The following is a 26,038-nucleotide window of genomic DNA, read 5'->3' on the forward strand; positions in this document are numbered from 1 at the left end:
GATGCTATGGGACGAGCGTCCGCACGTCCCACACCCACACGCCCCCGGTGTATCGAGGCTCGACGCCGACGAGGTCGGTGACGGTGGTGCGCAGGGCGAGGGTGTTCTTGCCCGGCGGAAGGACGACGACGTCGGCCTCCCAGAACGCCATGTCCTCGGCAGCCTGGCTGCGCTGATCGTCGGTGATCTCGGGGACGGTGCCCGAGTCGTAGACCGAGCCGAGCAGCAATGCCGTCGGACGGTCGACGGCTCCGTACTTGGCGACCTTCTCTTCTTTGTCGCTCGGTCCCACGAAGTATCCGGCGGCCAGCTTGAAGCCCATGTCGGCGTCCATCTGCCAGCGCAGCGGGCGCGCGTCCTCGGGCCGTGGGAGGGGAACGGTGACGACGGAACCGTCGTCGACGTAGTTCTCCCACTCACCGTCGGCGAAGAACTCCGGGGTCGGGGACTTGTCGACGGTCACCAGCGGCGTGGGGATCAGCGGTACGAGAGCGAGGGCGAGGCCGGCGATCCAGAACGCAGGCAATGGGCGAAGTCCGTTGCGGAACGTGCGATCGGTGGCCAGGACGAGCAGCAGTGCCAGGGCAGGTACCGCGCCCAACGCGAAGCGGGTCTCGAGCACGGATTCGACAAGGGGGTACTCGGCGAGCTTCGTCCACGGCAGCGTGATGCCGGTGTCGTCCTTGCCGATCACCAGCGTCGCACCGAGCGAGAGCACGCTCATGACGATGGCGGTCGCGGCGGCGGCGCGGGCGCAGGCGACGCGCCACATCCACACCGCTGCCACGAGGCACAGCACCAGCAGCGGCCAGCCGAAGTACGCGTTCTCCTCGGTGGCGTTGATGCGGACGTTCTGCCCCGGCGTCGCCTCGCCGCCGAGGGATTGCGTCGGGAATTGGAACAGTGCTTTGGCGTCGTTGCCCATCGCGCCGTGTTCGAGGAACGAGTACGACTGCGGGCCGAAGAACTGCCACCACAGCGGAAACGCCACGAGCGTCAACGCGATACCGGCGGACACCGCGAGTCGGGGAACGGCGTTGCGGACGGCAGGCCACAGTGACCGCGGCCGGGACACGTAGTAGACGACGGCGAAGATGGCGAACGACATCGCGAAGATCAGCAGCGGCTCTTCGCCGAGCAGGATCTGCAGCGCGACGATCAACCCGAGTCCGACGGTGTTCTTCTTGGTCCCGCCGCCACGTGCAATGCGGGTGACCAGCATGGCGATGACCGGAAGCAGGAACAGCACCACGAAGTTGGGGTGGCCGTTGGCGTGGGAAATCATGCCGGGCGCGAAGCCGCACAACGCGCCGCCCATTGCAGCGGCACCCTTGGACGCGTTGAGCTGGCGGGAGAACAGCCAGAACCACGCGAACGCGGTGCCGGCCAGGCCTGCGGTGAGGGCAATCGCCCAGGTCACGGTGGGTCCGAAGAGCAAGGTGATCGGCGCAAGCGGAATGGAGATCCCGAACATTGCCGTGTTCGCCATCAGATTCACCCCGAGCGGGTAATTCTGCAGGTCACTCCACAGCGGGTTGTCCAGATGCGCGACAGAATGGGCGGCGACGGAGAAGAACCACTCCCACATCGTCTGGTCCTGGCCGCTGTTGTAGAGGTAGCCGCCGTTCGGATTGCGCCACTGACCCTGCAGGACGTACACGGCGGCGATCAGAAATCCGACGGCCGCCACGACGTCGCCACGCCCGACGCCGGAGTGTCGAGCCGGTGCCGTAAGCGGCTGCCGCTCGAGAACTCTCTGGTCGTGGGTGGTCATCGCGTCGAGGTTACAGAAAGATCACGATGGGCGAAAACTCGAACGACCTGGGTCACACCGGCCGGCAGATTCGGTGCCGAGGGGCTCGATCTCGGGCGAGTGTTGACACTCCCCTTGGGGGAAGGATCACGGTGGGGTCATGACCACAGAATGGGATGGACTCCCGGACACCGTGAAGAAGTTCATGACCGCACTCGACGCCCGACAGGGCGCTCGAGCGCTCACCGTATTCACCGCGGATGCCGTGGTGACCGATGAGGGCCACGACCACTCGGGCCGTGACGAGATCGAGGCCTGGCTGGCCGCCTCGGTCAGTGAGAGCGAGTACACCTACACAACAGAGTTCACCGGAGCGACCACGACCGGCACGACCGTCGACGTCGAGCAGCACCTGGAAGGCGACTTCCCCGGGGGAGTCGCCGACCTGCACTACCGCTTCACGCTGGACGGCGCGCTGATCGACCGGTTGGTGATCGAGCCATGAGCAAGCGATGGTTCATCACCGGTGGCACACCCGGCGGCTTCGGCATGGCGTACGCCGAGGTGGCGCTGGAGGCGGGGGACCGCGTGGTACTCACGGCTCGGCGTCCGGGGGAACTGGCGTCGTGGGCCGATCAGTACGGTGATCGCGTTCTCGTCGTGCCCATGGATGTCACCGACGCGGCGCAGGTACTGCAGGCGGTACGAACAGCCGAGGAGCACTTCGGCGGTATCGACGTACTGGTCAACAACGCCGGCCGCGGCTGGTACGGATCGATGGAGGGAATGAACGAGACCTCGATACGGGCGATGTTCGAGCTGAATTTCTTTGCCGTACTGACCGTCACGCGCGCAGTGCTGCCGGGTATGCGCGCCCGCGGAAGCGGGTGGATCGTCAACGTGTCCTCGGTGGCCGGGCTTCTGGCGGCGGTCGGATTCGGTTACTACAGCGCCACGAAATACGCGATCGAGGCCGTCACCGACGCTCTGCGCCAAGAGGTTGCCGAGCACGGCGTCTCCGTGTTGGCGGTCGAACCGGGGGCTTTCCGCACGAACGCATACGCCGGATTCGCCGACGAGACCGTCTCGGAGACGATTCCGGAATACCACGACATGCTGACAGAGGTCCGTGCCGCTTTCATCGACATGAACGGGGTGCAACCGGGCGATCCGCATCGCGGTGCCCGTGCGGTGATCGCAGCGATGGCCCAGGACCCGCCGCCGCGTCGGCTGATCCTGGGCAACAGTGGATACGACGCCGTGATCGACGCGCTGGAGCAGAACCTGGGCGACATTCGGTCGAACGAAACGCTGTCTCGTAGCGCGGATTTCCCCGCCTGACCCGCCGAAACAACAATTCGACACCGACCCATCGGTGCACCTATATCGCTACACGTCGACCGAGCTGACGAACGTGCCGGTCCTCAGCGCATCGACGTTCGAATGCACACTCCACCGTCTAGCCGTCAGATTTCACCAGGCCTTCGACTGTCTCAGCTGCTGGACTTGTTACCTGGACCAGCACGTTGCCCGTCGCTGGGTCGGTCAGCGCAGTGGTGCACACTCCGCGGGTAGGTGATGTCCAGATGGTCAACGCGGATTCGTTTGCGCCGTCCTCTGCCCTGAACTCGTCGGAGTAAATCGGGACTGTGTCAGCTGACGCAATCGCGGGAGCCTTTGCCACCGACAGCTCCTCGGTGTCGCGGGAACCGAACGTGGCGCGGACCGTAGCTGCGCCGTCGTCGCCGCAATCCACGGTGGCGACCATCACGGCGTCTGGCCCGCCCACAGTCGGCACTGCTGTGTCGTCGACTGTGCAACCAGCGACGGGCAGTGCGACAGTGATGAAGGCGGCAAGACCCCATCGCACGTCGCCGTTCTTCTCGATCCGGACGTCGTTGATCGCCTACTCCTTCGCCTAGTTCATGCCCTGAATGGGGTACATGTCTGGTTCTGGCATATTTCGTACCACATGGTGTGGTTCGATTGCGTTCAGCGATCCTCGGTCCTAGGCACCGAATTGGAGAACACCACCGTGAGCGATCAGAACAACCACCGCGGCGACCAGACAGTCGGTGCCCAAATGGGCGACGATAACGACCCAGCCTTGGAAGAGCCGGTCATTGATGGCGATGCCCCGCAATCCATCCGTGACTGGGTCCGAGATTCTCGGCCCGGCTCAAACACCGTCGATGACGGTTTCCTGGCAACCGACCCCGAAGACGAAGCTGTTCCGGGCGAGGGCTGGACTTCCTAGGCGGCGCGGAATTCGCTGCGCTGCAACAACCCACAACCAGGACGGCTGCGATCACTCGCCCATATCGTCGTACCTGCACGGCGGCATACTCCCCGGAGGAAGCTGAGGACGGGCCGGGACGCGGGCTTAGAATTCTCCGAGGCGGTCTTGTGTTCGGGCGGTGCGGTCTGTCGTGGGAGCGAGCAGGTAGCTCGACGCTGTAATCGCTGCCAGCGCGATCCGCCAAGGCGGGAATTCGTCTGTATCGGTGAAGATTTCACCGGCAGCGACGAACAGCCAGCACAAGGCAAGAGCGGTCACCAGCGTGACTGCTGTTGCTGTGCACGCAGCGAATCGGTGTCGCCAGGTGCGGTGCGACCGTGCGGGCCACACGCGATTGGACCACCCCATGCTCGTCATCAAATGAGGAACATTGGCCCTCTGGATACCGACAGAAGTTGAAGTGCTGCAACAACATGCAGAACTTCTATGGTGACTCTGTATATCGGAGTCGGTCGTACTGCTCAGCGGGGTCTCGGATTCAGTGGAGGTGTGCCCACCACGTCTTGACCTGGATGCAGAGCGTCTTGTAGTTGCGCCACTGTCGCATCGGTCAAACTGCCCGCTCCCAGACCTATTGCGCATGCCCAGTCGAATTCGTCCGTGGACCACGCTCGGATCGGAGTCGGGTAGTGAGCGGTCCAATTGACGGGGAGCAGCCAGTCTTCGCAGGAGCGCGTGCGGCGCCACAGGCGGCCAATACCCTTCTCGAAATCGGCTTCGAAGCTGTCCGGGTGTTCGGGGTCTCGTCGCACCTCGGTCGGGGTGAAGTCGACCAGGACGGTTGCCTGCAGACGTTGTGGGCTGACGTTGTCGTGGAACCATTGCATGGTGCTCTTCGATCGTTCGATCGAGCGCGCCCGATCTTCGGCGAACACGTTTCGGGCCATTCTGACCGGGCCGGTCCACGAAAACGTCGAGTCCGGTACTTCGTTCGACACAACACACTGGACGTACTCCCCACTGCCCTCCTCGCACTGCTGCCTCAGCACGGCCCCGGTCTCGGTGTCGATCGTCAGCACCATCGGCAGGCCCCTGCTGCCGGTCTTCAATTCCACTGTCCAGCAGCGTCGTCCGATGAACTCGACCTTTTCGATGGGGCGTGTGGGTCGGGTAAGGCCCGGCCGCGCCCAGTGTTCGACTGGGCGGGACACGATGAGATCCCGGCCAGGGTCATGTATCCGTGTGTTGAGTTCGTTTGTTTCGATCGGATCGTCATGACCAGCCTGAAAGACCCAACACTTCTGGCCGTCGGCAATGAACAGCGGTTTCCCATCGAGGGACTCCATGCGCGTCTTTCGACCGAAACGGAACAGACGGACCTCGCCGAGTCCGAAACCCACGTACGACGGAACGATGCCGTAGTGCGCGTCGTAGACGACTCGCGGACCGATGTCGGCGTGAATTGCGTGGGCGATGCCCGTGACCGGCCGCTGCGGACCATCGACGATCTTCAGCAACACCTCGACCCAATGCGTCATACGTACAACACTCCGCCAATGGCGTGCGACCGATCAGGGTAGGCGCGAGTGTCTGCCTGCTCCATCAATTCTGTCGGGGCATAACGAGTTATGTCGTCGAGGCGCTGTCCCTGTTCGTCGTACAGATTGAGTCGAGCCACCAAAGTAAGCCGCTCGTAGTCATCGTGCGTGAAACTGATGTGCAATCGACCGCGCGGCCAGTCCCCGATGAACTCGGCTCGCACGTCGTGCATTCGGTTCGAGAACTGCCGACCGTCGAGTCGACGAATGCAGTAGCGAACATACGACGCATGATCCGGCGGCTCCGGGGCGACGGGCCTGCAGTACCCCGTGATGTCCAGATCGTCTATCGCTGTTTCGAGTTCGCGCTCTGCTGTGTCTATCGGCAGTCGAATAAGCTGGCGGCCCGGACTGCCTCTGTCTGCAGATCTGACCAGAAGCCATAGCCGGTCACCGTGTGCGGTGCCCTCGTAGACTTGGATCCCGGTCAGTACGATCTCACGGACGGGCGTCGACGAGCCGTCACGGAATGCCTTCAGGAGAAGAACGCCGCTGCGCCTGTCTGGCGTGCCCCAGTGCCATCGGATGCTGGCGCCCAGTGCGCGCTTGCGGCGGTGCTGCTCGTTGCAAGTAGTGTCCGGGTACTCGCTGGTGTGCCAGACGCCGTCAGCTTTCGACCGTGGGTAGTCGTCGAGTCCGATACGGGTTGTCTCTGCGTTCAGTGGTAGGTGAATCCACGACTTGGATTGTCGAAGAACGTATCCTGCCGGAGTTGGGGTGTCCCGATAGGTGCGCGACCATGGGGCGTGCTCGACGCCGAGGTGAACCGATTCTTCGTCGAAATCGGCTGCCAAGACAACCCCGTCGATGGCTATCGGAGACATGCCTCCGCCCGGGTGGGCGAGGAGTAAAGGAGGTCCAGGTCGAGGGCGTAGGAGCGGAGGCGCATCCGCGGTACGTGCGACGTCGTCACGAATCCGGGTGGGTCGAAAACACCATGCTCCCGACGGTCCTGCCGTCAGCAGCTGTGTGCCTTCGAGATACTCGGCGTGATGTACCCCTTCCGCAGTGACGCAGGCCAGAACCTCCGTCCCGCGGTATTGAAGCCAAACACGGTCCTCATAAGAGGCAACGGTCAGTGCGGGTGACGGTGAGGGTATCTCGGGCCAGGAGACAATTCGGTCGATCTGCCCGTATCTCGGTTCGAGAAGTACTGCAACAGGCTGGGTTTCATCGATCGCCCACAGTCGGCCGCCAGCGAAACGAATGTACCGGGGGCGCAAGAGTCTGCGCTCGGACGACGGGGCGCTCATGCGCCTTTCTGCAGTGTCATGACCGTGACACTACCTCACCACGTTCGACACGTAGTCGATTCATGAGCGGGGAAGCGTGATGGTGGATGCCCCGCAGGCGCGGTGCGCGGCGATCGTCGCCGACGCTGTCGAGGGGGTCGTTCGTCATCGGAATCTGGCCGGATGCCAGCTGGCGCAACAGTTCTTGCACCTCGGCGGACTGCTTCCAAGCATGCGGGTAGGTGCCACCCAATTCGCTAAGCGGTACGCACCACCAGCGCGAAGGGTCCGATGTCGGTGACGGTGAAGCGTGGATCCTCGAACAGTGCCTCGGGGAAAGTGACGGTGTAGCGGCGCACGTTCGGGTCGTTGGGGTAGACGTCCTCGGCCAGGCGCAGGGTGTAGCCGTCTGCACCGCGGCGGAACAGGAACGCATCCGGCGCGCGCCACTGGCTGTTGTCGAGCGCGTCCACCAACTGATCGGGAGTCTCGAGCTCGGTCCACTGCTCGATGGCGTCGGCTCGCTGATCGAACTGCGCCAGTGGGTTGGCGTAATGCGAGGTCAGTCCTTGGAAGCCGAAGTACGGGTAGTAGCTGAGGAACGAGGTATCCGCCGTCAGCACGACGGTCTCGTCGCGCGGACGCTGGGTCTGCTCGGTGAGTGCGTCGTCGACCTCGCGGTAGTACGACACCGCGCTCGGCGGACGCATGTCGGCGCGGTTGCCGTCGCCGTCGGTATCGGAGTACGCGACGGTGATCTCGGTCTGCAGTACCTGGGGGATGTTCTGCGCGTAGGTCATGGCACCGATGGCCGCTACGACGACAGCGGCGATACGGAACTTCGGTGGCTCGTTGATGGCCTGGTAGATCGCATGGCTGCCTTCGAGGAAGCCAAAAACGCCTGCGCTGCCGAGCAATACGATCAGCACCGCTTCGAGGCGGAACGAGAGCAGGGTGGTGCCCGCCGCCGTGGCGGCCATGGACAGCAGCGTCCACAGATAGATGGAGACGACGCCGACGCCCAGTGCTTGCGCCCGGCGCGAGGACGAGAACCGCACCGCCACCCACACCGTGCCGATGAGACAGAGCACGCCCATCAGGGAGAACTCGAACATCGGGAAGGGAAGTGTCGCACCGGCTTCGGGTAGATAGTGCAACGCTGTGCCCGACGTGGACGGCGCGCCGCGCAAGAACTCGATCAGGTACGGCAGCCACACGGTCGCGGCGATGAGGCCCGAGATCGCGGCGATCGCGGCGACCTTGATCGCGATGGGAACCAGTATGTTCCAGGACTTCCGCTCGCGATAGGCGAGTACGGCGGCGAACAACGCCATGAGTACGACGGTGAAGGCCGCCAGACCGAGATACAGGGTGTAGAACGTCGCGGCCAAGCCGAGGAAGAGTCCGGTGCCGACCACCGCTCCCCACCCGCCCGATGCGGAGCGGTGCAGCGCACCCCAGGCGAGGACCAGTGCGGGAGCGAAGAGCATCACGATCACGGCGCTGTATGCCTCGGGGGAGGCGTGGGCGACGACGAGTGCGGTGGTGACGGCGCTGACAGCGACGGCCCAGTCGGCTCGGATCAGCGCCTTCCACAGCACGAACGACACAACGGCGGTCACGGCGAGCAGCCCGATTGCGTAGGGCTTGAACACTTCCCAGCCGTCCATGCCCAGGAGGTTGCCGACGCGTCCGCCGAGCCAGAACCAGCCTGCGGGGTAGAACGGCGGAATGTCGGCGTACGTCATGTCGCGCAACGACGCCGAATCGGTCAGGCGAGTCAGGTATTCCGTGCGGAACTCCTGGTCGACGGAGATGCCGAACAGGTAGAGCTTGGTTGCGGCCAGCGGCATCCCGAGGGTGACGGTGACGAATCCGCTCAGCCCGATCCACGCCGCGAGCCGGGCGATCCACGGCCACTTCCGAATCCGGTACAGGTAGATCGACGCCGCGAACAGTGCTGCCGCAACCACCTGACCGAGCGTCGTGATGGCGCGGGTGACGTTGGACGAGTTGAACGCAGGCCACTGAACCAGTGAGAAGGCGTACAACCCGACCGTCGCCACGACGACTGCAACGACCACACCGAGAACGATTTCCCCGACGGCAGAGGCGGTCCTGCGAGCCGGTGCAACCTGCTGTGTCATGAGCCCCGTTGTCACGAATGCAGAAGTGTCATCGAGATCAGATGGGCAGCTTGCGGAAGATGGGCCGCGGTACGTGCCGCAGGACCATCATCACCAGACGCCAGGGAGCGGGAGTCCAGATGAGCGGAGTGCCCTTGCGTGACGCGTTCACCGCGAGCTTCGCGATGACCTCCTTGTCGACCGTCATCGGGGCTTCCTTGACGTGCGCGCTGAACTTGGTGCGCACCATGCCCGGGCGAACGACGGTGACCCGAGGTCCGAACTCGCGCAGCGCTTCTCCGAGTCCGAGGTAGAACCCGTCGAGTCCGGCCTTGGTGGAGCCGTAGACGAAGTTGGAACGACGTACCCGCTCGCCCGCCACCGAGGACATGACGATGATGCGGCCGTAGGCCTGCGCCTTCATCTTCTCGCCCAGCAGCACGCCGACCGACACGGACGCGGTGTAGTTGATGTTGGCGGCGAGGACGGCCTTGCGCTGGTCCTGCCAGAGCTGCTCGGCATCGAAGTCGACGGCGAAGGCGACGATGGCCACGTCGACGTCACCCTTGGCCCAGGCCGCGTCGATGACCTTCGGGTGCGACGCGGTGTCGAGTGCGTCGAAGTCGATGACGTCGACGGACTTCGCGCCCTTGGCGTTCAGCTGGGCGACTGCGCTCTCGCGCAGCGGGTCGTTCGGCAGCGCGGCGAGGATGACACGTGCCGGGGACTTCGACAGGTACTCCTCGGTGATCGCGAGACCGATCTCGCTGGTGCCACCCAGAACGAGAATCGTCTGGGGGTTACCTACGGCGTCTATCGTCACAGCAGTTCCAGCCTTCTAGCCATATCGGAGGCGAAAACGCCTGTGGGGTCTACAGATCGACGGACCTTGATCCACTCGTCGATCCGCGGGTACATCGAGTGGAAGGTCTCGGCATCGGTGCGCGAGTCCTTCGCGGTGTAGAGACGGCCACCGAATTCGAGCACGCGCTTGTCGAGTTCACGGACGAACTCGTTCAGGCCCGGCTTGATCGGGAAGTCGACGCAGATGTTCCAACCCGGAATCGGAAAGCTCAGTGGCGCTTTGTTTCCGGGCCCGAACAGCTTGAACACGTTGAGGAACGAGTAGTGCCCGGACTTCTGGATGTCGACGATGATCTTCTTGAACTCGTCGACGGCCTCCGGCGGCACGACGAACTGGTACTGCAGGAATCCCTTGGAGCCGTAGGCACGGTTCCACTCACCGAACATGTCCAGCGGGTGATAGAACGCCGTCAGGCTCTGGACCTTGTTCCGGTAGTTGCCGGCCTTGCGATACCAGACCTCGCCGACGGCGGAGAACGTGTACTTGTTCGCGAGACCGTTCGGGAAGACGTCCGGGAACGTCACCAACGGCTTGGCGTTGAACCGCAGCGGGTCCTTCTGGAGTTTGGCCGGCAACTGGTCCAACGTCGCGAGCGATCCGCGGGACAGGGCCGCGCGGCCGAGCTTGGGCGGCGGAGCAACCGCGTCGAACCACGCGCTCGAGTAGTCGTAGTTGTTCTCGCTGCCATCGCTGTGCAGGGCGATGGTCTCGTCGAGGGTGGTGGTGACGTCGCCGTCGGCGATGAAATAGGCCGTCTCCGTCGGCGTCATCTCGATCGTCGCGCGCAGGATGATGCCGGTCAGGCCGTTGCCGCCGACGGTCGCCCAGAAGAGCTTGGCGTTCTTTCCCGACGGCGTCAGGTGGCGGACCTGGCCGTCCGCGGTGAGCAGTTCCATCGAGCGGACGTGGTTGCCGAAGCTACCTGCGCTGTGATGGTTCTTACCGTGGATGTCCGTTCCGATGGCACCGCCGATGGTGACCTGACGCGTGCCCGGCAACACCGGTACCCACAGGCCGAACGGCAGCGCGGCACGCATCAGCTGGTCGAGGTTGACGCCACCGTCGACGTCGACGATCCGCGTCGATGCATCGATGCTGTGAATGCCGTTCAAGGCGTTCATGTCGATGACGAGGCCGCCGGAGTTCTGCGCGTTGTCACCGTAGGAGCGGCCGAGGCCGCGGGCGATGACGCCGCGTCGGAGGTGGGCCGGCTTGGAGTCGTTCTGCTCGGCGACCTGCTTGACCGCGTTCGCGATGAGCTCGGGGTCGGAGGTCGAGAGCACCTCTCCAGTGGAGGGCGCAGTGCGGCCCCAACCGGTGAGTGTGCGGGTCTGCGTGGGTAGCGGCGCAGTGTTCCCGGCCTGTGGTTCCAGGGGGAAGAGTGCGTCGTCGGCTGTCGTGGACATCGCTCAAGAGGGTACCCGCACCGCAGCAGCGGCTAGTGTCAGTCCTCGTGTCCACCCCCGACCGCTCCGCAGAAGAAGGCTCCACGGGCGACGACTGGTCGCCCGAGGACGACGAGTTGCAGCATCACGTCCCGCTCCCCGTCGAGCTGCCGCTGACCGAGAACATCGCCGACGCGGCCCTCGATCTCAAGACGCAGGTGCTGCGCTTCTTGGCGACGGGTGTGCTGTCGGCCATCGTCGACCAGGGCGTCAACCTGATCCTGCATTTCGTGTTCGGCGTGGGGGTGACCCTGGCCAAGGCCATCGGCTTCGTCCTCGGAACCACGACGGCCTACCTGATCAATCGTCGATGGACGTTCAACGCGGCCCCGTCACGGGCGCGGTTCTTTGCCGTCGTCGCGCTGTACGGAGTCACCTTCGCCGTCCAGGTGGGCATCTACACCTGGCTCTACCAGGCCCTTCCCGACGGCTTCTGGTACGCGAACGTGGCCTTCGTCATCGCGCAGGGCACGGCGACGGTCATCAACTTCCTCGTGCAGCGATTCGTGATCTTCAAGATCCGCTGAGCCTCCGAGTCGCCGCCGGGCGTTCGCAGGCGCGGGTTCGCCCCCCGTGAGGTCCGCAAACGCGCACGCACTTGTTAGACGCGCGCATTCTCGTCAGCGGTCACGGGCGATTCTGCGCGCGCCTGACTAACGCGCGCGCGTTTGCCCGGATCTGGCGTCGCCGCCTCGTCCCGCCGCTCACGAGAAGTTCGGCAGGTCTCCGCGTTCGAGGGCTTCGGCGAGGGTGGGTGCGGCTTTGTCCTTGTCGGAGAGCTCGTAGGTCAGGGGTGTGCCGTCGCGTGCGGTGGTGGGCCAGTCGATGCCCAGGGCGGGGTCGAGGGGGTTGATGTCGCGGTCCAAGGCCGGGGTGTACTCGAGGCTGCACAGGTACATGACGGTCGAGTTGTCCTCCAGGGACAAGATGGCGTGGCCGAGTCCTTCGGACAGGAAGACTGCTTTGCGGTCGATGTCGTCGATCAGCACGCTGTCCCAGTGCCCGAACGTCGGTGATCCGACGCGCAGGTCGACGATGACATCGAGGAAGGCTCCGCGGGCGCAGGTGACGTATTTCGCCTGCCCGGGCGGGTTGGTGGTGAAGTGAATCCCGCGCAGGACCCCGGCTGCGGAGACCGAGCAGTTCGCCTGCAGCAGCTCCAACGACCGCCCGGTCGTCTCCTCGAACGCCGACGCTTTGAACCACTCGAAGAACACACCGCGGTCGTCACCGAACTGGCGGGGCGTGTACTCGTAGGCACCGGCGATGGTCAGTTCACGAAAGGTCATCGGTTCCCTCGGTCGATCAGATCCAGCAGGTAGCGGCCGTACCCGGACTTGACGAGCGTCTCCGCGCGCACGCGCAGTTCGTCGTCGGAGATGAATCCTCGTCGCCAGGCCACTTCTTCGGGAGACCCGATCTTGAGGCCTTGGCGTTGTTCGATGGTGCGCACGTAGTTCGAGGCGTCGAGCAGGGAGTCGAAGGTGCCGGTGTCGAGCCAGGCAGTACCGCGAGGGAGAACCTCGACCTGCAGGCGGCCGGCCTCCAAGTAGTGACGGTTGACGTCGGTGATCTCGTACTCCCCACGGGCGGAGGGCTGCAGGTCGCGGGCGATGGCGATGACGTCGTTGTCGTAGAAGTACAGGCCGGGGACGGCGTAGTTCGATTTCGGGGCGGCGGGCTTTTCTTCGAGGGAGATCGCTGTGCGGTTGTCGTCGAATTCGATGACGCCGTAGGCGGTGGGGTCGGAGACTTCGTAGGCGAAGACGGCTCCGCCGTCGATGGTGTCGAAGCGCGAGAGTTGGGTGCCCAGGCCGGGGCCGTAGAAGATGTTGTCGCCCAACACCAATGCTGCGGAGTCGGTGCCGATGTGCTCGGCTCCGAGGACGAAGGCTTGGGCGAGGCCGTTGGGCTCGTGTTGGACTTTGTAGGTCAATGAGATGCCGAATTGGGAGCCGTCGCCGAGGAGGCGGGTGAACTGGTCGGCGTCCTGGGGTGTGGTGATGATGAGGATCTCGCGGATCCCGGCCAGGATCAGTGTCGAGAGCGGGTAGTAGATCATCGGTTTGTCGTAGACCGGGACCAGCTGCTTGCTGACGCCCATCGTGATCGGATGAAGACGCGAGCCCGTGCCGCCCGCCAGAATGATTCCCCGCATGAACCCGCAGTCTTCCAGACCCCCCGGTCGACCGCGCGGTTGTGCCTGCCCCGTTTCCGCTGCGTGAGCTCCGAGGTGCACCTACGCTCGCCGCATACCCAGCCTTCCGAGAGAACCGAGGACAACGATCGTGACGAGCCGCACCCAGATCGAAACCGGTATCAGCCAGGTCACCGCTCTGCTCTCCACAGTCACCGAAGTCGACCGCGCATCGGCCACGCCCTGCACAGAATGGACCGTCGCCGAGCTGACGGACCACCTGGTGAACACCGCGGCCAACTTGGTGACCATGGCTCGGGGTGGCGAGATCGATTGGGCGGCGTCGCCCGAACCGTCGTCGGATCCGATTCCGCTGTGGACGGAGCGGACTCGCGAACTGCTGGCCGAGATCGATGCAGGTTCACCGTTGCCGCTCGGCATGGTCGCTGCGGAACTCTCGGTGCACGCGTGGGATCTCGCGACCGCACTCGGGCGCGGCACGGACGACCTCGACCAGACGGTGGCGGAAGAGGGGATGGTGTTCATGTCGGCCAACATGACCGACGAACGGCGGGGCGGTGCCTTCGATCCTGAGCAACCGGCACCCGACAGCGCAAACGCGTACGAGCGTTTGGCGGCTTTCGCCGGGCGCACTGTCCGAGGCTCCTGACAGTTCCAGCGGTCGATCACTCCCACTGAATTCGGTAGGGCGAAGTTCCGGTCTCGGCGATCGGAGTCGGCCATTCGTTCGGCCACACGATCTCCGCGGCATCGTCGAGTAATTCTCGGACGTCGTCGACGACGGGATTCGGCGCGGGATAGTCGATCCCGTGGGGCCGTCCGTAATCGGCCGCCCCGTCGAATTCGTCCACGTGGCCGACCGCGGCACGATCCGAGCTGCCACGATCGATGCCCGGTAGTGGCAGCGCGCTTGTGTGAGCGTTCAGCAGGTCATAGTTTCGCTGATCCTGATCGGCATACAGCCATGCCGCCCTGTTGAGTTCTGCACCCATTTCCCCGCAGTTGGCGGACAGGTGAACCTGCCGAGTGCGTGTCATCTCCTGAAAGCGTGCGAGATACGGCTGGAGTCGCTGCAGAATCTGCCCAATCACGTTCTCGCTCAGGCCTGCATGATCGAGCAGATAACGATGACTGGCCAGAGTGTCGCCGCCGATGCGATCGAGAAGATTTCCGAAGCCGGCTATTTCCGAGGATCTGGCGATCAGCGGTTCGGTCATTGCGTCTCGGTCCTTCTCAGTGACGAGACGAGGCCGTCGACGTCCTCATCGGAGAGTGCGTTCTCGACATCACGGTCGGCGAGCACGACGAAGACCGCGACCTCTGCCGTGGCGAAACCGGTAGTGGTGACAACGTCGAATGTGGCGCGAGGAGGAGGGCAGTACGGCGAATCCGGTATGTCTTCCACCAGGGCTGTGTAGCGGACAGCCGGGACTCCGTCGACCTGTAGATACTCGGGGTCGCTGATCTGAACAGTGGGTGCCAGTGACCCGTCTTGGTTGGTGAAGATCATCGACGCTTTCTGCGCTTCTCGATAGGCGAGGACCGTCAAGTCTCCGGCACGTCGACCGGTCATTCCGCTGATCGCCGAAGACTCGAACTCACCCCCCTCGCAATCGAATCGACCGTGGAGGCCCATTGCCCCGTACGTTGCGGTCGATCCGTCCTCGCCGACCCACTCCGAGAATCCGTCATTCCAGTTTTCCCAGTCCGCCGGTATTTCGTAGGTCCAGCCGAATTTGGTGGCGATGGGCTGCGGCTGGCCGTCGGGCACCTCGACTTTCGGTGGCGGCCGGTTCATGGACGGAAACCCCGGCGGCAGGGGTGGTGGGGGCGTGGTCGAGCCCGTGGGTTCCGGCGACACCGGAGGAAGGGCCTGTACCCCCTCGTACGGTTCCGGCACAGGCGGCGCAAAGTGCGGGATTGCCCACATCATCCCGAACAGCACCGCTACTGATGCCGCGAGACGCAGCAGTATGTATCGAAGACGCATCGTCACTCCCCCCGAAGTCGAACAGAAGCTAGTACGCGCGCCCGACATGATGGGTCGACCTCCGGACGCGGTGCAACTACTGCTCCACTCGAAGGTCTCATCGCCGGGATCCCCACAGCTGGGGCGTCGAGTGGAGCATTCCGTGCAGCGCAGCACCCCCGCTGGGATGGCCAGTGGACCCGACAAGAACGGCCCGCACGAGCCTCCGCCGGTAAAGTGCCGGTTCATGAGAATTCTCGTCACGGGTGGGGCCGGGTTCATCGGCGCGAACTTCGTACATCAGACCCTCGCGCAGCGCCCCGACTCCCAGGTCACCGTGCTCGACAAGCTCACCTACGCCGGCAACAAGGCCTCCCTCGACCCGGTGGCGGATCGCATCGAGTTCGTGCACGGCGACATCGCCGACGCGGACCTCGTGGACCGCCTCGTGCGCGAGACGGACCTGGTCGTGCACTTCGCCGCCGAATCCCACAACGACAACTCGTTGACCGATCCGTGGCCGTTCGTGCACACCAACGTCATCGGCACCACCACCTTGCTCAACGCGGTCCGCGAACACGACGTTCGCTACCACCACATCTCCACCGACGAGGTCTACGGCGACCTCGAACTCGACGACCCGGCACGGTTCACCGAATCGACCCCGTACAACCCGTCGAGCCCGTACTCCTCCACCAAGGCCTCGAGCGACCTGCTGGTGCGCGCCTGGACCCGCTCGTTCGGGGTCCGTTCCACCATCTCCAACTGCTCGAACAACTACGGCCCGTACCAACACGTGGAGAAGTTCATCCCGCGTCAGATCACCAACATCCTCAGTGGCTCCCGGCCCAAGCTCTACGGGGCAGGGCAGAACGTGCGCGATTGGATCCATGTCGACGACCACAACAGTGCCGTCTGGGCCATCATCGACGGTGGCCGCATCGGCGAGACCTACCTCATCGGAGCCGACGGCGAAGCGAACAACCGCACCGTCCTCGAAGCGATCCTCGAAGAGACCGGCAACGCACCCGACGCCTTCGATTTCGTCACCGACCGGCCCGGCCACGACCTCCGCTACGCCATCGACTCGACCAAACTGCGTACCGAATTGGGTTGGACACCAACGTATGTCGACTTCCGCGCCGGACTGAAGGCAACCGTCGACTGGTACCGCGAGAACGAGCAGTGGTGGCGACCGCAGAAAGACGCCACCGAGGCGGTCTACGCGGCGAAGGAGTCCGTCCTGCCGTAACCGACGCGGAGGCACGGTCACGCGGGATCGGCACTGTGGTGCATACTGCGTGGCGAACACAAGCAAGCCAGTCGCAATGGGGGAAGCCGGTCGAAATCCGGCGCTGACCCGCAACGGTGGGCCACTGATACAGGTGGCGAGCCCGATTACCCAGCGACCGGTGTGCGACACACCTATTCGTCGTGGTCTACGAATCGGCAGTCCTGCGCGTGGCCGCTTCGTGCTGCGCACCCGACTCTCATTTCGTGGCTCTGAGCTCCAGTGAGGTCCTCATGTCACGCTCCGCCCGCATCGCCGTTCTCGCCGCGGCCGTCCTTCTCGCGGGTTGCTCCCGCGGTGACTCCCCGACCGAGGCTGCGCAGACAGCGCAGTTCGATCAGCCCGTGGAGGTGACCAACTGCGAAACCCTCCAGCGCTTCGAATCCCCGCCTCAGCGCATCGTTTCGATGAACGACCACGTCACAGAGGTCCTCATCGAGATGGGCGTGGCGGATCGGATCGTCGGAATGGGGTATCGCAATGCCGTTCCGACGCCGGAGACCGCCGAAAAGTTCGCGTCGATAGAGGGACTCGCCGACGAGTATCCGACCAAGGAGCAAATTCTCGATCTCGAGCCGGATCTCGTCGTGGGCGGCATGCGCAGCGCGTTCGACGACAAGGAGGGGCGCTCGCGCGCGTCGTTCGCAGAGCTCGACATCCCGACGTTCCTGTTCTCCGAGTACTGCGGCGCAGGTCTTGCCGATATCGGCATGTTGGAGACGGACTACGCGCAACTGGGCGACATTCTGGGCGTGGCCGACGCTGCGCGGGACGTCACCGACGGCGTGGTCAGCGGGCTTGCCGAGATCGACGACGCGCTGGCAGGCGTCGCCCCCACACCCACGTTCTTCTACGATTCGGGCGAGAACGAGCCCACGACGATCGGGAGTGTGGGCGTGGGGCAACTGATCGCCGATCACGCCGGGGCCGAGAACATCTTTCCCGAGGGGGACCGGCCGTACTTGGGTACGACGTGGGAACTCGTCGGCGAACGGGCCCCCGAGGCCATCGTAGTCCTCGATTACGGCGATACGTCCGCGGAGGACAAGATCGACTTCTTGAAGAGTCAGCCGATCATGGCGACGACGCCGGCAGTGCAGCAGGACAATTTCGTGGTCGTTCCGCTCGACGACTGCTTCCAGAGTCCGCGGCTCGTCGGAAGCGCCGAGACGATCGCGCGCTCGCTGCATCCCGATCGCTTCTGATGAGCGCAGTGCTGGACAGGCCCGTCGCGGCCCCGGTTCGGAGCACGCGATCGTCGCGCACCGGCTACTCCGTGATCCTGCTCCTCTCGTCGGCAGCGTTGCTCGCATCCATTGCGGCGGCCGTCTCGTTCGGGTCGGTGCGCATACCCATCGGCGACGTGTGGGCCATAGTCGCGCACCGTCTCGCGCCAGGCGCGTTCGAGTCGTGGTGGACCGAGGCGCGTGCGGCGATCGTCGTCGATTCGCGGCTCCCGCGGTCGTTGACCGCCGCGGTGGTCGGTGCGTCCCTCGCACTCGCCGGCGGTGTGGCGCAGGCGGTCACGCGAAACCCGCTTGCCGATCCATACCTGCTCGGCGTGTCCTCGGGTGCCGGTTTCGGAGTCGTGATGGTGATGACGCTCGGTATCGGCGCGGGTGCACTCGGCGCGTTCACCGTGCCTGCGGCTGCGTTCGTCGGTGCGTTGATCCCGCTGTTCCTGGCGCTCGCGATCGGCGGTCGCTACCCACAGTCGACGGCGATCGTCCTCGTCGGTGTCGCAGTGGGCAGCGTGTTCACCGCTCTCATCACCTTGACGCTGCTCGTGTTCGCGGACGAACGAAGCTTGAGCGGTGTAATGCATTGGCTTGCAGGCGGTTTCGGTGACGCCCGCTGGTCGACGCTCGTGTTCCCCGTGCTGGCGTTGCTCTGCGTAGGAATACTCGTGATGATGAGCGCGCCCAGGATGGACCTGCTCAAAACAGGTGACGACGGCGCGGCCGCGCTGGGTATGAACGTACGTCGGTTCCGGATGATGCAACTGCTGGCCATCTCCCTGCTGGCGGGTGCAGCGGTATCGGTCAGTGGCGGAATCGGATTCGTCGGTCTGCTGGTGCCGCACCTCGCCGGATACGTCGTCGGCACCCGCGCCGTCAGGCTGCTGCCCGTGGCGGCGTTGTTCGGTGCGATAGCCCTCGTCGGTGCCGACACGCTCGCACGATCGATCACACAGAGCACCGAGGTCCCGGTAGGAGTGATCACCGCGCTCGTCGGCGCACCGATCTTCGTGTTCATGCTGTATCGCCGCTACGCACGGGAGATCCGATGAGACTGTCCGTGCGGGAATTGTCCTCGCGACTCGGGTCGCGAGAGGTGCTGCACGGGGTGAACTTCGACGTTCCGCCCGGCGAGGTGCTCGGTCTCGTCGGGCCGAACGGGTCCGGGAAGACGACGGCACTGCGGTGTTGTTATCGAGCTTTGACTCCCTCTGCCGGAACGGTTCTCGTCGATGGCGTCGATGCGCACACCATGAAGCGATCGGAGCTGTCGCGGACGATCGGGGTCGGGACCCAGGAGCCACAGGCATCGGTCGGTCTGACCGTCCGTGAATCCGTAGCGCTCGGCCGCGTGCCGCACCGCGGCTGGTTCGACCGCCCCACCGCGTCCGACGACGACATCGTCACCGCGTGTATGGACCGCGTCGACCTGCTCGCCTTGGACGGCCGCGACGTCGGTGCACTGTCCGGCGGTGAGCGGCAGCGGGTGTCCATCGCGCGCGCCCTGGCGCAGCAACCGCAGACCCTCTTGCTCGACGAGCCGACCAACCACCTCGACCTACGGCAGCAACTGATCGTGATGAACGCGATTCGCGACCTCGCCGCGGACGGGCTGGCCGTCGTCGTGACCGTCCACGATCTGCGGCTGGCGGTGGAGTACTGCCACAGTCTCGCCGTGCTCGACGGCGGGGCCGTGGTGGCGTCGGGACCGACCACCGATGTTCTCGACGATCGGTTGCTTGCCGACGTGTTCGGCATTCGCGCGACCGTCCGAACAGGACCGCCACCCACCATCGACATTCAGGGGCTGGCATGAACGCCTACGCGCTTGCGGCAGAACGAGTCCCGGGTCTGCAGCAGTACATCGACGGGCCGTTCGATCTCTGTGCGACGGTCATGCTCGACGACGACTGGCTGCGGGCGCGGGTCGACGATACCGGCCACCGGTGGCAGTGCACCGACGCGCGGGTCAACGGAACGCTGTGGTGGTATTCGGCCAGCTCGACGATCGCGTTCCTTGCCATCGCCACCGCGATGGTCACGGGTGAGGCAGCAGATCCACGGCTGGACGGCTCGCGCTGCTTCCTGCGTCCGGACGGATATCTGGGTGGAACGGTGTCGGACAGCGTTCTCGAGGTCGCGGCATTGCCCGCGGCAGTGAACGAGACGTTCACCGGCATCGTCGACGCGTTGTCGGCGGCCTCGGGGGTACGCAGGCAAGCGTTGTGGGCGATCGCATCGGATTCGATCGCCAACCGAAGCTTGGATGTCGCTGCTGCGTTGGGTGATCGGTCACTCGGCAGCGACTTCGCAGAATGGCTGATCGGGGAGATGGCCGCGACACTTCCCGCGCCGCGTTTCGTCGACGTCGGTGGACGGCGGTTCACACGGCGTAGCTCGTGCTGCCTCCTCTACGAGACGAGCGGGGCGGACAAGTGCACCAGCTGTCCGCGTCGATCACCGTCGGACAGGCTGCGGGGCCTCGAGGCCGCCGCGCGATACTAGCTGCTGCGCGACATCCGGTGCCGCAGCAGCAGGTACACCGCACGACGCATGAACGACGTCATCAGAGCCTTGGCGTTGCCGATGCGAACGTCGCTGTCGGACAACAACGTCGGGTCACTTGCCTGCAGTGAGCGATGGAAGTCCGCTGCCTGACGTGCCTGCTGTGTCGCCAGTTCCACGCTCCACTGTCCCGAGTTGATGCGGAACGAGGCCAGGGGCTGCGGAATTGCCACGATGTCGCCGCGTAGTGCGACCGCGATGAAGGTGGCCTGGTCGATCAGGTAGGGATGGCTGTTGTCCCACAGTCCGATCTCGCGGAGTTCCGACAGCTTCATCATGACGCCGCCGGGTTCGCCGAAGATGTTGGCACCGGCCCGAACTGCGGTTCTGGCGGCGACTCGACCCGAGACCGTTCCGTGCAGTCCGCCGAGCCCGCGGGCGGCGATGACCGTCTTGCCGTAGGCGTCGATCAGCGTCCGCTGCGAGGCGACCAGAACGGCGGACGGGCTGTCGTCGAAAGCCTGCACCTGGGTGGCCAACGCGGTGGGGGCGATGGTGTCGTCACCGCAGACCAGCTTGATCAGCTCGCCGGTGGCTTCCTCGGTCACGCGATTCCAGTTGGCCTGTGCACCGCCACCGGCCGGGGTGGTCAGCAGGCGAATCCGTGGGTCGTCGAACTTCTGCGCGACGGCGAGGGTTCCGTCGGTCGACGAATGATCGGCGATGACCAGTTCGAAGTCCGTGAACGTCTGGGCGAGAATCGAATCGATGGTCTCGGCCAGGTACTCGGCGTTGTTGTATGCCGGGACGACTACGGAAACACGGGGGGTCATGATGTGGGGGCCTGGCTCTTTCTGCGGAACGAGAAGTCGCGGTAGCCGAAGAAGCTGACGACTGCCATCACGGCTGTGACGACCAATTGTGAAGGGATGGGCGGGAAGTGGAAGACGGATACGGCGATCGTCATCAGGGAGATGTTGGCGACGAACGCGCCGAAGTTCACGACGAAGAACCGCAGCAGATCACGTAGGAAGTGACCCCGCACGCGGAACACCAGGTAGCGGTACATCGCAAACGCGCACAGCACGTTGCAGAGATAGCCGAGCACGATCGCGGCGTGGTATCCGTACTGCTCGCCGATCAGCAACTGCCACAGGATGAACCACGCGGTACCCAATGCGGTGTTGACGCCGCCGACGAGCAGGAACGCGATCTTCTGATTCTTGACGATGCGCATCAGCGGCCCGGGCGCGCCGTTCATGCCGGCCGGGGGAGCGGGAGTCCGTGGTTCGGTCATCGACCGACCCCCAATGCTTGACGCGTCGCGAACAAGGTCGACGCGATGCCGGCGGGCAATGTTCGGTGCGTTCGGCGATCGATCTGTGGCCAGACCGTCGACCGCAGCCGTAGATCGCGACCCTGGAACACTGCGAGTGGGGACGCCGCCAGCACCACGTTCGGTCGACGGCGGAACACCGTCCGGCACGCTCCGAGTATCGAGCCGATGGTGACGGCCTCACCGGAGGCGAAGATCTTGATCGTCGGCGAGAGTCGTTGCGTGGCCGACATGGCGAGGGTGTCGGCGACCATCTCGGCCGCGTCGGACACGTAGAGGTAGTCGCGCAACGTGTCCATCGGGACGTAGATGGAGACGGGGGAGGCCATGAGGTATCCCCGGCACAGGTGCGAGATCAGGCCCTGCGGTTTCGCGAGGTTCTGACCCGGCCCGTAGAGGTTCGCGAACCGGCCGATGGCCACGTTGATGCCGGTGCGTTCACCGAACTCGGTCGCGATGGCCTCGGACTGCAGCTTGGCGAAGCCGTAGTCGCCCAACGGAACCGGGTTCGTGCCCTCGTGATGTGGGGCTCCCGTCGCGCCGGCGTAGACGCCTCCGGCGGACGAGGCGAGGAACACGGTTCCGGTGCCCGCGCGGTCGGCGGCGACAGCCTCGATACGTGCCAGGACGGTGCGGATCAGGCCATTCTCTTCGGCGAATTGTGCTGCGCTGGTTCCGTTCACGCCCGCTCCCGCGGCCCAGATCACGTTCCAGGTACCGTCGGTGAAGGAGTCGAAGAAGTCCGAACAGCGCTGCAGCAGAGCCTGTTCGGCGGACGCTGTATCCGACCACGGGATGGTGCTGGTGTGCACCCGATGCCCACGACGACCGGCCTCGCGGGTCACCGCAGCGCCGAGCAGTCCGCCGCTGCCGACGATCCACGTGTGCGTTGCGGTCACAACGGCGGCGTTTTTTCGGGCGATTCGGTCGATACGGCAGGCGCAGTGCGTCCGAGCGGGCCGTTTCCGGGATCGGTGACGATCAGGTACGGCGGCTTGCCCATGGCCGTCTTGACGTTGACGCCCACGTACTCGGCCACCACACCGAGGGAGAACAGTGTTGCCCCGAAGCCGAACAACAGGATCACCATCGTCGATGCCCAGCCTCGCACCTCGGCACCCGAATCGAAGACGAAGTACGACACCAGTACATACGCCACCAGAATCAGGCCGAGTACCGCGAAGGCGATGCCGATGAAGCTGACCAGCCGCAGGCCCTTGGTGCCGCTCGAGAGCACCATCCGCCAGAAGTGCGAGAGCAAGGTGCGCAGTCGGTAGCCCGATCGACGGTCCACCTCTTCGCGCAACGCCACCGGGCTGGTCGTGACATCGCCTGCGATCCACCCGAGTGCGATGTCCAGGTACGCCTCGGAACCGGCGTAGGCGGCGACGGAGCGACCGACTTCACCGAGCACCAGACGGAAGCTCTGGTAGTCGACGGTGTTGTCCCCGGCCAGAGCCTTGGCGATCAGCCACTTCGAGCCCTTGGAGGCTGCGTTGCGCCACATTCCGTGGGGAGCGACATTGGTGGGCTTGGCGTAGACGACGGTTGACTGCTGGTCGAGGGCGGTATCGAGCATGCCGCCGATGGCCGCTGGGTCGTGCTGGCCGTCCTCGTCCATCGTGACGATCCACTCGCCGCCGCTCGATGCCATACCGGCGAGCGTGGCCGGGTGTTGGCCGAAGTTGCGGCTCAGCCATACACCGCGCACGAACGTGTGCGCTGCGGTGAGCTGCCTGATCACTGCAGCGGAGTTGTCGGGGCCGTGATCGAACACGAGCAGAACTTCTTCGACGACCATCGGACGCCCGAGGGGAGTGTGCACCACCTGGGTCAACGGGATGATCTCGTCCATCAACGCGCTGAGCGTCCGTTCGCCCTGATAGACCGGAACCACGATGGAGATGCGGTGCGGATCAGCAGCAGCGTCGTCGGACATCACGAGGTCTGACCTTATCTGCTGGACGTCGTACTGCCGAACTCCGGAGAATTCGAGCTTCGGCGTCGTCGCACATCGAGCACCACGAGCCCGACCAGGACGATCACTCCGCCCGCCATCGCGGCCAGTCCGAGTCGTTCGCCGGGCGGCCGGAAGGTGATCTGCAGGTCCGCGTTCTCGGTCCCGGGTGGCAGGTCGACGTACAGGAAGATGTCGGCCAGTCCCTTCGTCTGCAGCTCTTCACCGTTCAGTGTCGCGGTGTAGCCGGGCCAGGCCAGACGCGAGAACACGACGCTGCCACCGTTGGGTGCGCTGACGTCGACGTGCTCCGAGTCCGCGTCGGACGATCGGGGTTCGGCCGTGGCGTTCACGGTCGCGACGACGCGGCCCGACGACGCGGGAATCAACCCGTCGACGCGTTCGAGGACGTAGATCTGGCGAGCGGAATCGGGCGTGGGAGCGGTCACCCACATCCAGCCTGCGGGTGCGGGCCGGGAGTTCGCGAGCGGATACTGGTTCTTCTGCAGCACGATTCGATCGAGTTGCATCAGATCGGCGTACGTCTTGCCGGTGTACGGCTCGATCTCGAAGACTCGCTGGAAGGCGTCCGTGCAGGTCGATCCCTCGTGCTCGAAGCACAGCAGGTTGGCGAAGTCGAGATAGCCGACGGGAGTGTAGGCGTTGACGTAGTCCAGGCCCATGATCTTGGCGGAGTTGCCGTACACCTGGGAGTGCCAGGGCAGCCGGGGGTCGTCGGGTCCGTCGGCCTGGGTTTCGGTGAGGGCACGGCTGCCGAGTTGCAGGGTCGCGCCCTGCCACTGCGGGAACTCGGCCTTGGCCTCGGACTGGGACGCGGGCAGCCACCACTTGTCGAAGGGTGGTTCGTAGGTTGCCACCTGGTACATCGCGACCGGTGCGATCGTCACGAGCAGCAGTGCCGCCGTGGCCCGGGTGGAGAACCGGTGGGCCAGTAGCAGCGCGAGTGCGCCGACGAGCAGGATCACCAGCGCCGCGAGGATGTGGCGACCGAAGAACTCCGGGCCCGACGAACCAGCGCGCAGCAGCAGTACCAGCGTCAGCAGGCCGGCCGCGAGCAGCCGTGGCCGCAGCTTGTCCAGAGTTCCGTACCGGCTGATCAGAGTGACCACGAGAATCAGTGCGACGAGGGCGACGAACGGCAGAATGCGGGCGGGCCAGCGGATCGGCCCGATGTCGCTGGGACCTGCGGTGAAGATCAGGGCGAACGCCAGCATGATCAGCGGGGCAGCCAGCTCGCGCAGAGCCGCGGGCACCCGACGCCAGGCGATGAACGCCAGCGCGGGGACGACGAACCAGGCGATGTAGGTGACCGGAGATTCGGTGGTCTCGCCCGCCCAGGATTCGATGCTCGTCACGGCGGTCGGGATGCTCGCGGTGAGCGATTCCGACCACGGAGCCGTCAGGAAGTTGTCGTTGAACGTGCCTTCGTCGCCGCTACGCCAGGTGACCGCGGACGTGAGCACTCCGGGCAGGAAGGTGACGGCTCCGCAGGCCGCGGCAGCGATACCTACCGCGCACACCTTCAGTGCCGGACGCCACAGCCGCTGGAACAGTCGTTCGCCGATGGCGACGGATCCGATCATCACGCCGGCCATCACCGCGGCGTGGACGTATCCCACGCTGATGGCGAGGTAGAGAAAGACGAACGGCACGATCGGGCCGCTGCGTCCGCGGGCGTAGGACACCGAGCTCGCCCACGCGTTCATGATCCACGCGGTGCCCATCAGTGCGGTCACCCACGAGGTGTTCTCGAAGAACAGCGTGAAGCCGACGAACGGTGCGCTGGCACCGGCGACCGCGGCCCAGTTGGCTCGGGCACCGTAGGCGAGAGCGACTCGAAAGACGCCCCAGGCCAACAGAATCGAGAAGCCGAGTTTGACGACCGTGGCCAGCAGTACCAGGTTGTCGATCGACGGCGAGATGTAGTTGATCGCCATTTGTACGGGGTTCCACAGGCCGCCCTGGCCTTCGACGGGATAGTTGCCGGCCATCCACTGATCGAGCACCAGCGAGGGGAATTGCCCGTCGCGCATGATGCGTCCGAGCTGGAGCCAGTTGGGGACGGCACCCGATTCGGTGTCGTCGATGTAAAAGAAACGGGGATCGACGCTGAGCACCAGGAGATAACCGAGGACGACGACTGCAGCGACCGCTGCTCCCCACACGAGGCGCACTTTCCTGCTGTCGGGCAGGGCGGCGCGCACGATCGGGGTATCCGTGGGGGTCAAGGGTCAACTCCGTGAGTTCGGGCAAAGACACTCGACTGTATCTCTCGAGGTGGCCGGGAACCGAAACCGCGGCGTGC

At 64.8% G+C, this 26,038-nt stretch carries 26 protein-coding genes and 1 riboswitch; of the genes, 10 read left to right on the top strand and 16 right to left on the bottom strand.

Annotated features, from left to right (window positions below):
• Positions 1-4: 4 nt before the first annotated feature.
• Positions 5-1,774 (bottom strand): glycosyltransferase family protein, encoded by a 1,770-nt coding sequence (locus tag CH295_RS10610; protein WP_094740647.1) that lies wholly within the window; start codon positions 1,772-1,774, stop codon positions 5-7.
• A gap of 139 nt (positions 1,775-1,913) precedes the next feature.
• Here CH295_RS10610 and CH295_RS10615 point away from each other — a divergent pair, with 139 nt between their 5' ends.
• Entirely contained in the window at positions 1,914-2,258 is a 345-nt protein-coding gene (locus CH295_RS10615; RefSeq protein ID WP_037187209.1) for a nuclear transport factor 2 family protein, read from the top strand.
• Entirely contained in the window at positions 2,255-3,094 is an 840-nt protein-coding gene (locus CH295_RS10620) for an SDR family NAD(P)-dependent oxidoreductase (protein ID WP_094740648.1), read from the top strand. The genes CH295_RS10615 and CH295_RS10620 overlap by 4 nt, the downstream gene beginning before the upstream one ends.
• Before the next feature lie 118 nt (positions 3,095-3,212).
• Here CH295_RS10620 and CH295_RS10625 read toward each other — a convergent pair whose 3' ends face one another.
• Positions 3,213-3,623 (bottom strand): hypothetical protein, encoded by a 411-nt coding sequence (locus CH295_RS10625; protein ID WP_037187211.1) that lies wholly within the window; start codon positions 3,621-3,623, stop codon positions 3,213-3,215.
• 165 nt (positions 3,624-3,788) lie between these two features.
• On the opposite strand from CH295_RS10625, the gene CH295_RS10630 reads away from it, so the two are divergent.
• On the top strand, positions 3,789-4,010 hold the full coding sequence (locus tag CH295_RS10630; RefSeq protein WP_141216718.1) for a hypothetical protein: 222 nt from the start codon (positions 3,789-3,791) through the stop codon (positions 4,008-4,010).
• A gap of 503 nt (positions 4,011-4,513) precedes the next feature.
• On the opposite strand, the gene CH295_RS10640 is transcribed toward CH295_RS10630, so the two are convergent.
• The 5 genes from CH295_RS10640 to dprE1 all read right to left on the bottom strand — a co-directional run bounded on the left by CH295_RS10640 (position 4,514) and on the right by dprE1 (position 11,219).
• Positions 4,514-5,530 carry a hypothetical protein gene (locus CH295_RS10640; protein ID WP_037187215.1) on the bottom strand — a complete coding sequence of 339 codons (1,017 nt, stop codon included), beginning with the start codon at positions 5,528-5,530 and terminating at the stop codon, positions 4,514-4,516.
• The gene (locus CH295_RS10645) at positions 5,527-6,414 is read right to left on the bottom strand and encodes a hypothetical protein (RefSeq protein WP_141216997.1); all 888 of its coding nucleotides are present in this window, start codon (positions 6,412-6,414) and stop codon (positions 5,527-5,529) included. The genes CH295_RS10640 and CH295_RS10645 overlap by 4 nt, the downstream gene beginning before the upstream one ends.
• A 665-nt stretch (positions 6,415-7,079) precedes the next feature.
• Positions 7,080-8,969, bottom strand: a complete 1,890-nt coding sequence (locus CH295_RS10655) for a galactan 5-O-arabinofuranosyltransferase (RefSeq protein WP_094740651.1) — start codon at positions 8,967-8,969, stop codon at positions 7,080-7,082.
• A 37-nt stretch (positions 8,970-9,006) separates the two neighbouring features.
• Positions 9,007-9,771, bottom strand: a complete 765-nt coding sequence (dprE2, locus tag CH295_RS10660; protein ID WP_037187221.1) for a decaprenylphospho-beta-D-erythro-pentofuranosid-2-ulose 2-reductase — start codon at positions 9,769-9,771, stop codon at positions 9,007-9,009.
• Positions 9,768-11,219: a decaprenylphosphoryl-beta-D-ribose oxidase gene (gene dprE1, locus CH295_RS10665; RefSeq protein WP_037187223.1), complete on the bottom strand. Its 1,452-nt coding sequence runs from the start codon at positions 11,217-11,219 to the stop codon at positions 9,768-9,770. The genes dprE2 and dprE1 overlap by 4 nt, the downstream gene beginning before the upstream one ends.
• Positions 11,220-11,266: 47 nt before the next feature.
• Between dprE1 and CH295_RS10670 the strand changes: the two genes are divergently transcribed.
• Positions 11,267-11,785 (top strand): GtrA family protein, encoded by a 519-nt coding sequence (locus CH295_RS10670; RefSeq protein ID WP_082323528.1) that lies wholly within the window; start codon positions 11,267-11,269, stop codon positions 11,783-11,785.
• 177 nt (positions 11,786-11,962) lie between these two features.
• Here the strand turns inward: CH295_RS10670 and CH295_RS10675 are convergent, their stop codons facing one another.
• Both CH295_RS10675 and rfbA read right to left on the bottom strand, forming a co-directional pair.
• Positions 11,963-12,547 carry a dTDP-4-dehydrorhamnose 3,5-epimerase family protein gene (locus tag CH295_RS10675; RefSeq protein WP_094740652.1) on the bottom strand — a complete coding sequence of 195 codons (585 nt, stop codon included), beginning with the start codon at positions 12,545-12,547 and terminating at the stop codon, positions 11,963-11,965.
• Positions 12,544-13,416 (bottom strand): glucose-1-phosphate thymidylyltransferase RfbA, encoded by an 873-nt coding sequence (rfbA, locus tag CH295_RS10680; RefSeq protein WP_094740653.1) that lies wholly within the window; start codon positions 13,414-13,416, stop codon positions 12,544-12,546. Before rfbA ends, CH295_RS10675 begins: the two co-directional genes overlap by 4 nt.
• A gap of 130 nt (positions 13,417-13,546) precedes the next feature.
• Between rfbA and CH295_RS10685 the strand changes: the two genes are divergently transcribed.
• On the top strand, positions 13,547-14,065 hold the full coding sequence (locus tag CH295_RS10685) for a maleylpyruvate isomerase family mycothiol-dependent enzyme (RefSeq protein WP_170945859.1): 519 nt from the start codon (positions 13,547-13,549) through the stop codon (positions 14,063-14,065).
• A 16-nt stretch (positions 14,066-14,081) separates the two neighbouring features.
• Here CH295_RS10685 and CH295_RS10690 read toward each other — a convergent pair whose 3' ends face one another.
• Together CH295_RS10690 and CH295_RS10695 are read right to left on the bottom strand one after the other, a co-directional pair.
• Positions 14,082-14,633, bottom strand: coding sequence for a hypothetical protein (locus CH295_RS10690; RefSeq protein WP_094740655.1), 552 nt, complete (start codon positions 14,631-14,633; stop codon positions 14,082-14,084).
• Entirely contained in the window at positions 14,630-15,406 is a 777-nt protein-coding gene (locus CH295_RS10695) for a DUF8017 domain-containing protein (protein WP_094740656.1), read from the bottom strand. The genes CH295_RS10690 and CH295_RS10695 overlap by 4 nt, the downstream gene beginning before the upstream one ends.
• Before the next feature lie 226 nt (positions 15,407-15,632).
• Here CH295_RS10695 and rfbB point away from each other — a divergent pair, with 226 nt between their 5' ends.
• The 5 genes from rfbB to CH295_RS10720 all read left to right on the top strand — a co-directional run bounded on the left by rfbB (position 15,633) and on the right by CH295_RS10720 (position 20,419).
• Entirely contained in the window at positions 15,633-16,637 is a 1,005-nt protein-coding gene (gene rfbB / locus CH295_RS10700) for a dTDP-glucose 4,6-dehydratase (protein WP_037188736.1), read from the top strand.
• 54 nt (positions 16,638-16,691) lie between these two features.
• Positions 16,692-16,810: riboswitch (cobalamin riboswitch) on the top strand.
• A 99-nt stretch (positions 16,811-16,909) separates the two neighbouring features.
• Positions 16,910-17,881, top strand: coding sequence for an ABC transporter substrate-binding protein (locus CH295_RS10705; RefSeq protein WP_094740704.1), 972 nt, complete (start codon positions 16,910-16,912; stop codon positions 17,879-17,881).
• Positions 17,881-18,966: a FecCD family ABC transporter permease gene (locus CH295_RS10710; RefSeq protein ID WP_094740657.1), complete on the top strand. Its 1,086-nt coding sequence runs from the start codon at positions 17,881-17,883 to the stop codon at positions 18,964-18,966. The genes CH295_RS10705 and CH295_RS10710 overlap by 1 nt, the downstream gene beginning before the upstream one ends.
• Positions 18,963-19,730 carry an ABC transporter ATP-binding protein gene (locus tag CH295_RS10715; RefSeq protein WP_094740658.1) on the top strand — a complete coding sequence of 256 codons (768 nt, stop codon included), beginning with the start codon at positions 18,963-18,965 and terminating at the stop codon, positions 19,728-19,730. The genes CH295_RS10710 and CH295_RS10715 overlap by 4 nt, the downstream gene beginning before the upstream one ends.
• On the top strand, positions 19,727-20,419 hold the full coding sequence (locus tag CH295_RS10720; protein WP_094740659.1) for a (2Fe-2S)-binding protein: 693 nt from the start codon (positions 19,727-19,729) through the stop codon (positions 20,417-20,419). The genes CH295_RS10715 and CH295_RS10720 overlap by 4 nt, the downstream gene beginning before the upstream one ends.
• On the opposite strand, the gene CH295_RS10725 is transcribed toward CH295_RS10720, so the two are convergent.
• The 5 genes from CH295_RS10725 to CH295_RS10745 are packed head-to-tail and all read right to left on the bottom strand — an operon-like array spanning position 20,416 to position 25,961.
• The gene (locus tag CH295_RS10725; protein ID WP_037187238.1) at positions 20,416-21,252 is read right to left on the bottom strand and encodes a glycosyltransferase family 2 protein; all 837 of its coding nucleotides are present in this window, start codon (positions 21,250-21,252) and stop codon (positions 20,416-20,418) included. The genes CH295_RS10720 and CH295_RS10725 overlap by 4 nt on opposite strands.
• Positions 21,249-21,716 (bottom strand): GtrA family protein, encoded by a 468-nt coding sequence (locus CH295_RS10730; RefSeq protein WP_094740660.1) that lies wholly within the window; start codon positions 21,714-21,716, stop codon positions 21,249-21,251. Before CH295_RS10730 ends, CH295_RS10725 begins: the two co-directional genes overlap by 4 nt.
• A complete protein-coding gene (locus CH295_RS10735; RefSeq protein ID WP_094740661.1) occupies positions 21,713-22,654 on the bottom strand; it encodes an NAD-dependent epimerase/dehydratase family protein in 942 nt (313 codons plus the stop codon). The genes CH295_RS10730 and CH295_RS10735 overlap by 4 nt, the downstream gene beginning before the upstream one ends.
• Positions 22,651-23,694 carry a glycosyltransferase gene (locus tag CH295_RS10740; protein WP_170945866.1) on the bottom strand — a complete coding sequence of 348 codons (1,044 nt, stop codon included), beginning with the start codon at positions 23,692-23,694 and terminating at the stop codon, positions 22,651-22,653. The genes CH295_RS10735 and CH295_RS10740 overlap by 4 nt, the downstream gene beginning before the upstream one ends.
• Before the next feature lie 14 nt (positions 23,695-23,708).
• Complete coding sequence (locus CH295_RS10745; RefSeq protein ID WP_252341997.1) at positions 23,709-25,961, bottom strand: hypothetical protein; 2,253 nt, start codon at positions 25,959-25,961, stop codon at positions 23,709-23,711.
• Positions 25,962-26,038: the final 77 nt, after the last annotated feature.

It is taken from the genome of Rhodococcus sp. 14-2483-1-2 (assembly GCF_002259405.1).
In the GTDB taxonomy this organism is placed as follows: Bacteria; Actinomycetota; Actinomycetes; order Mycobacteriales; family Mycobacteriaceae; genus Rhodococcoides.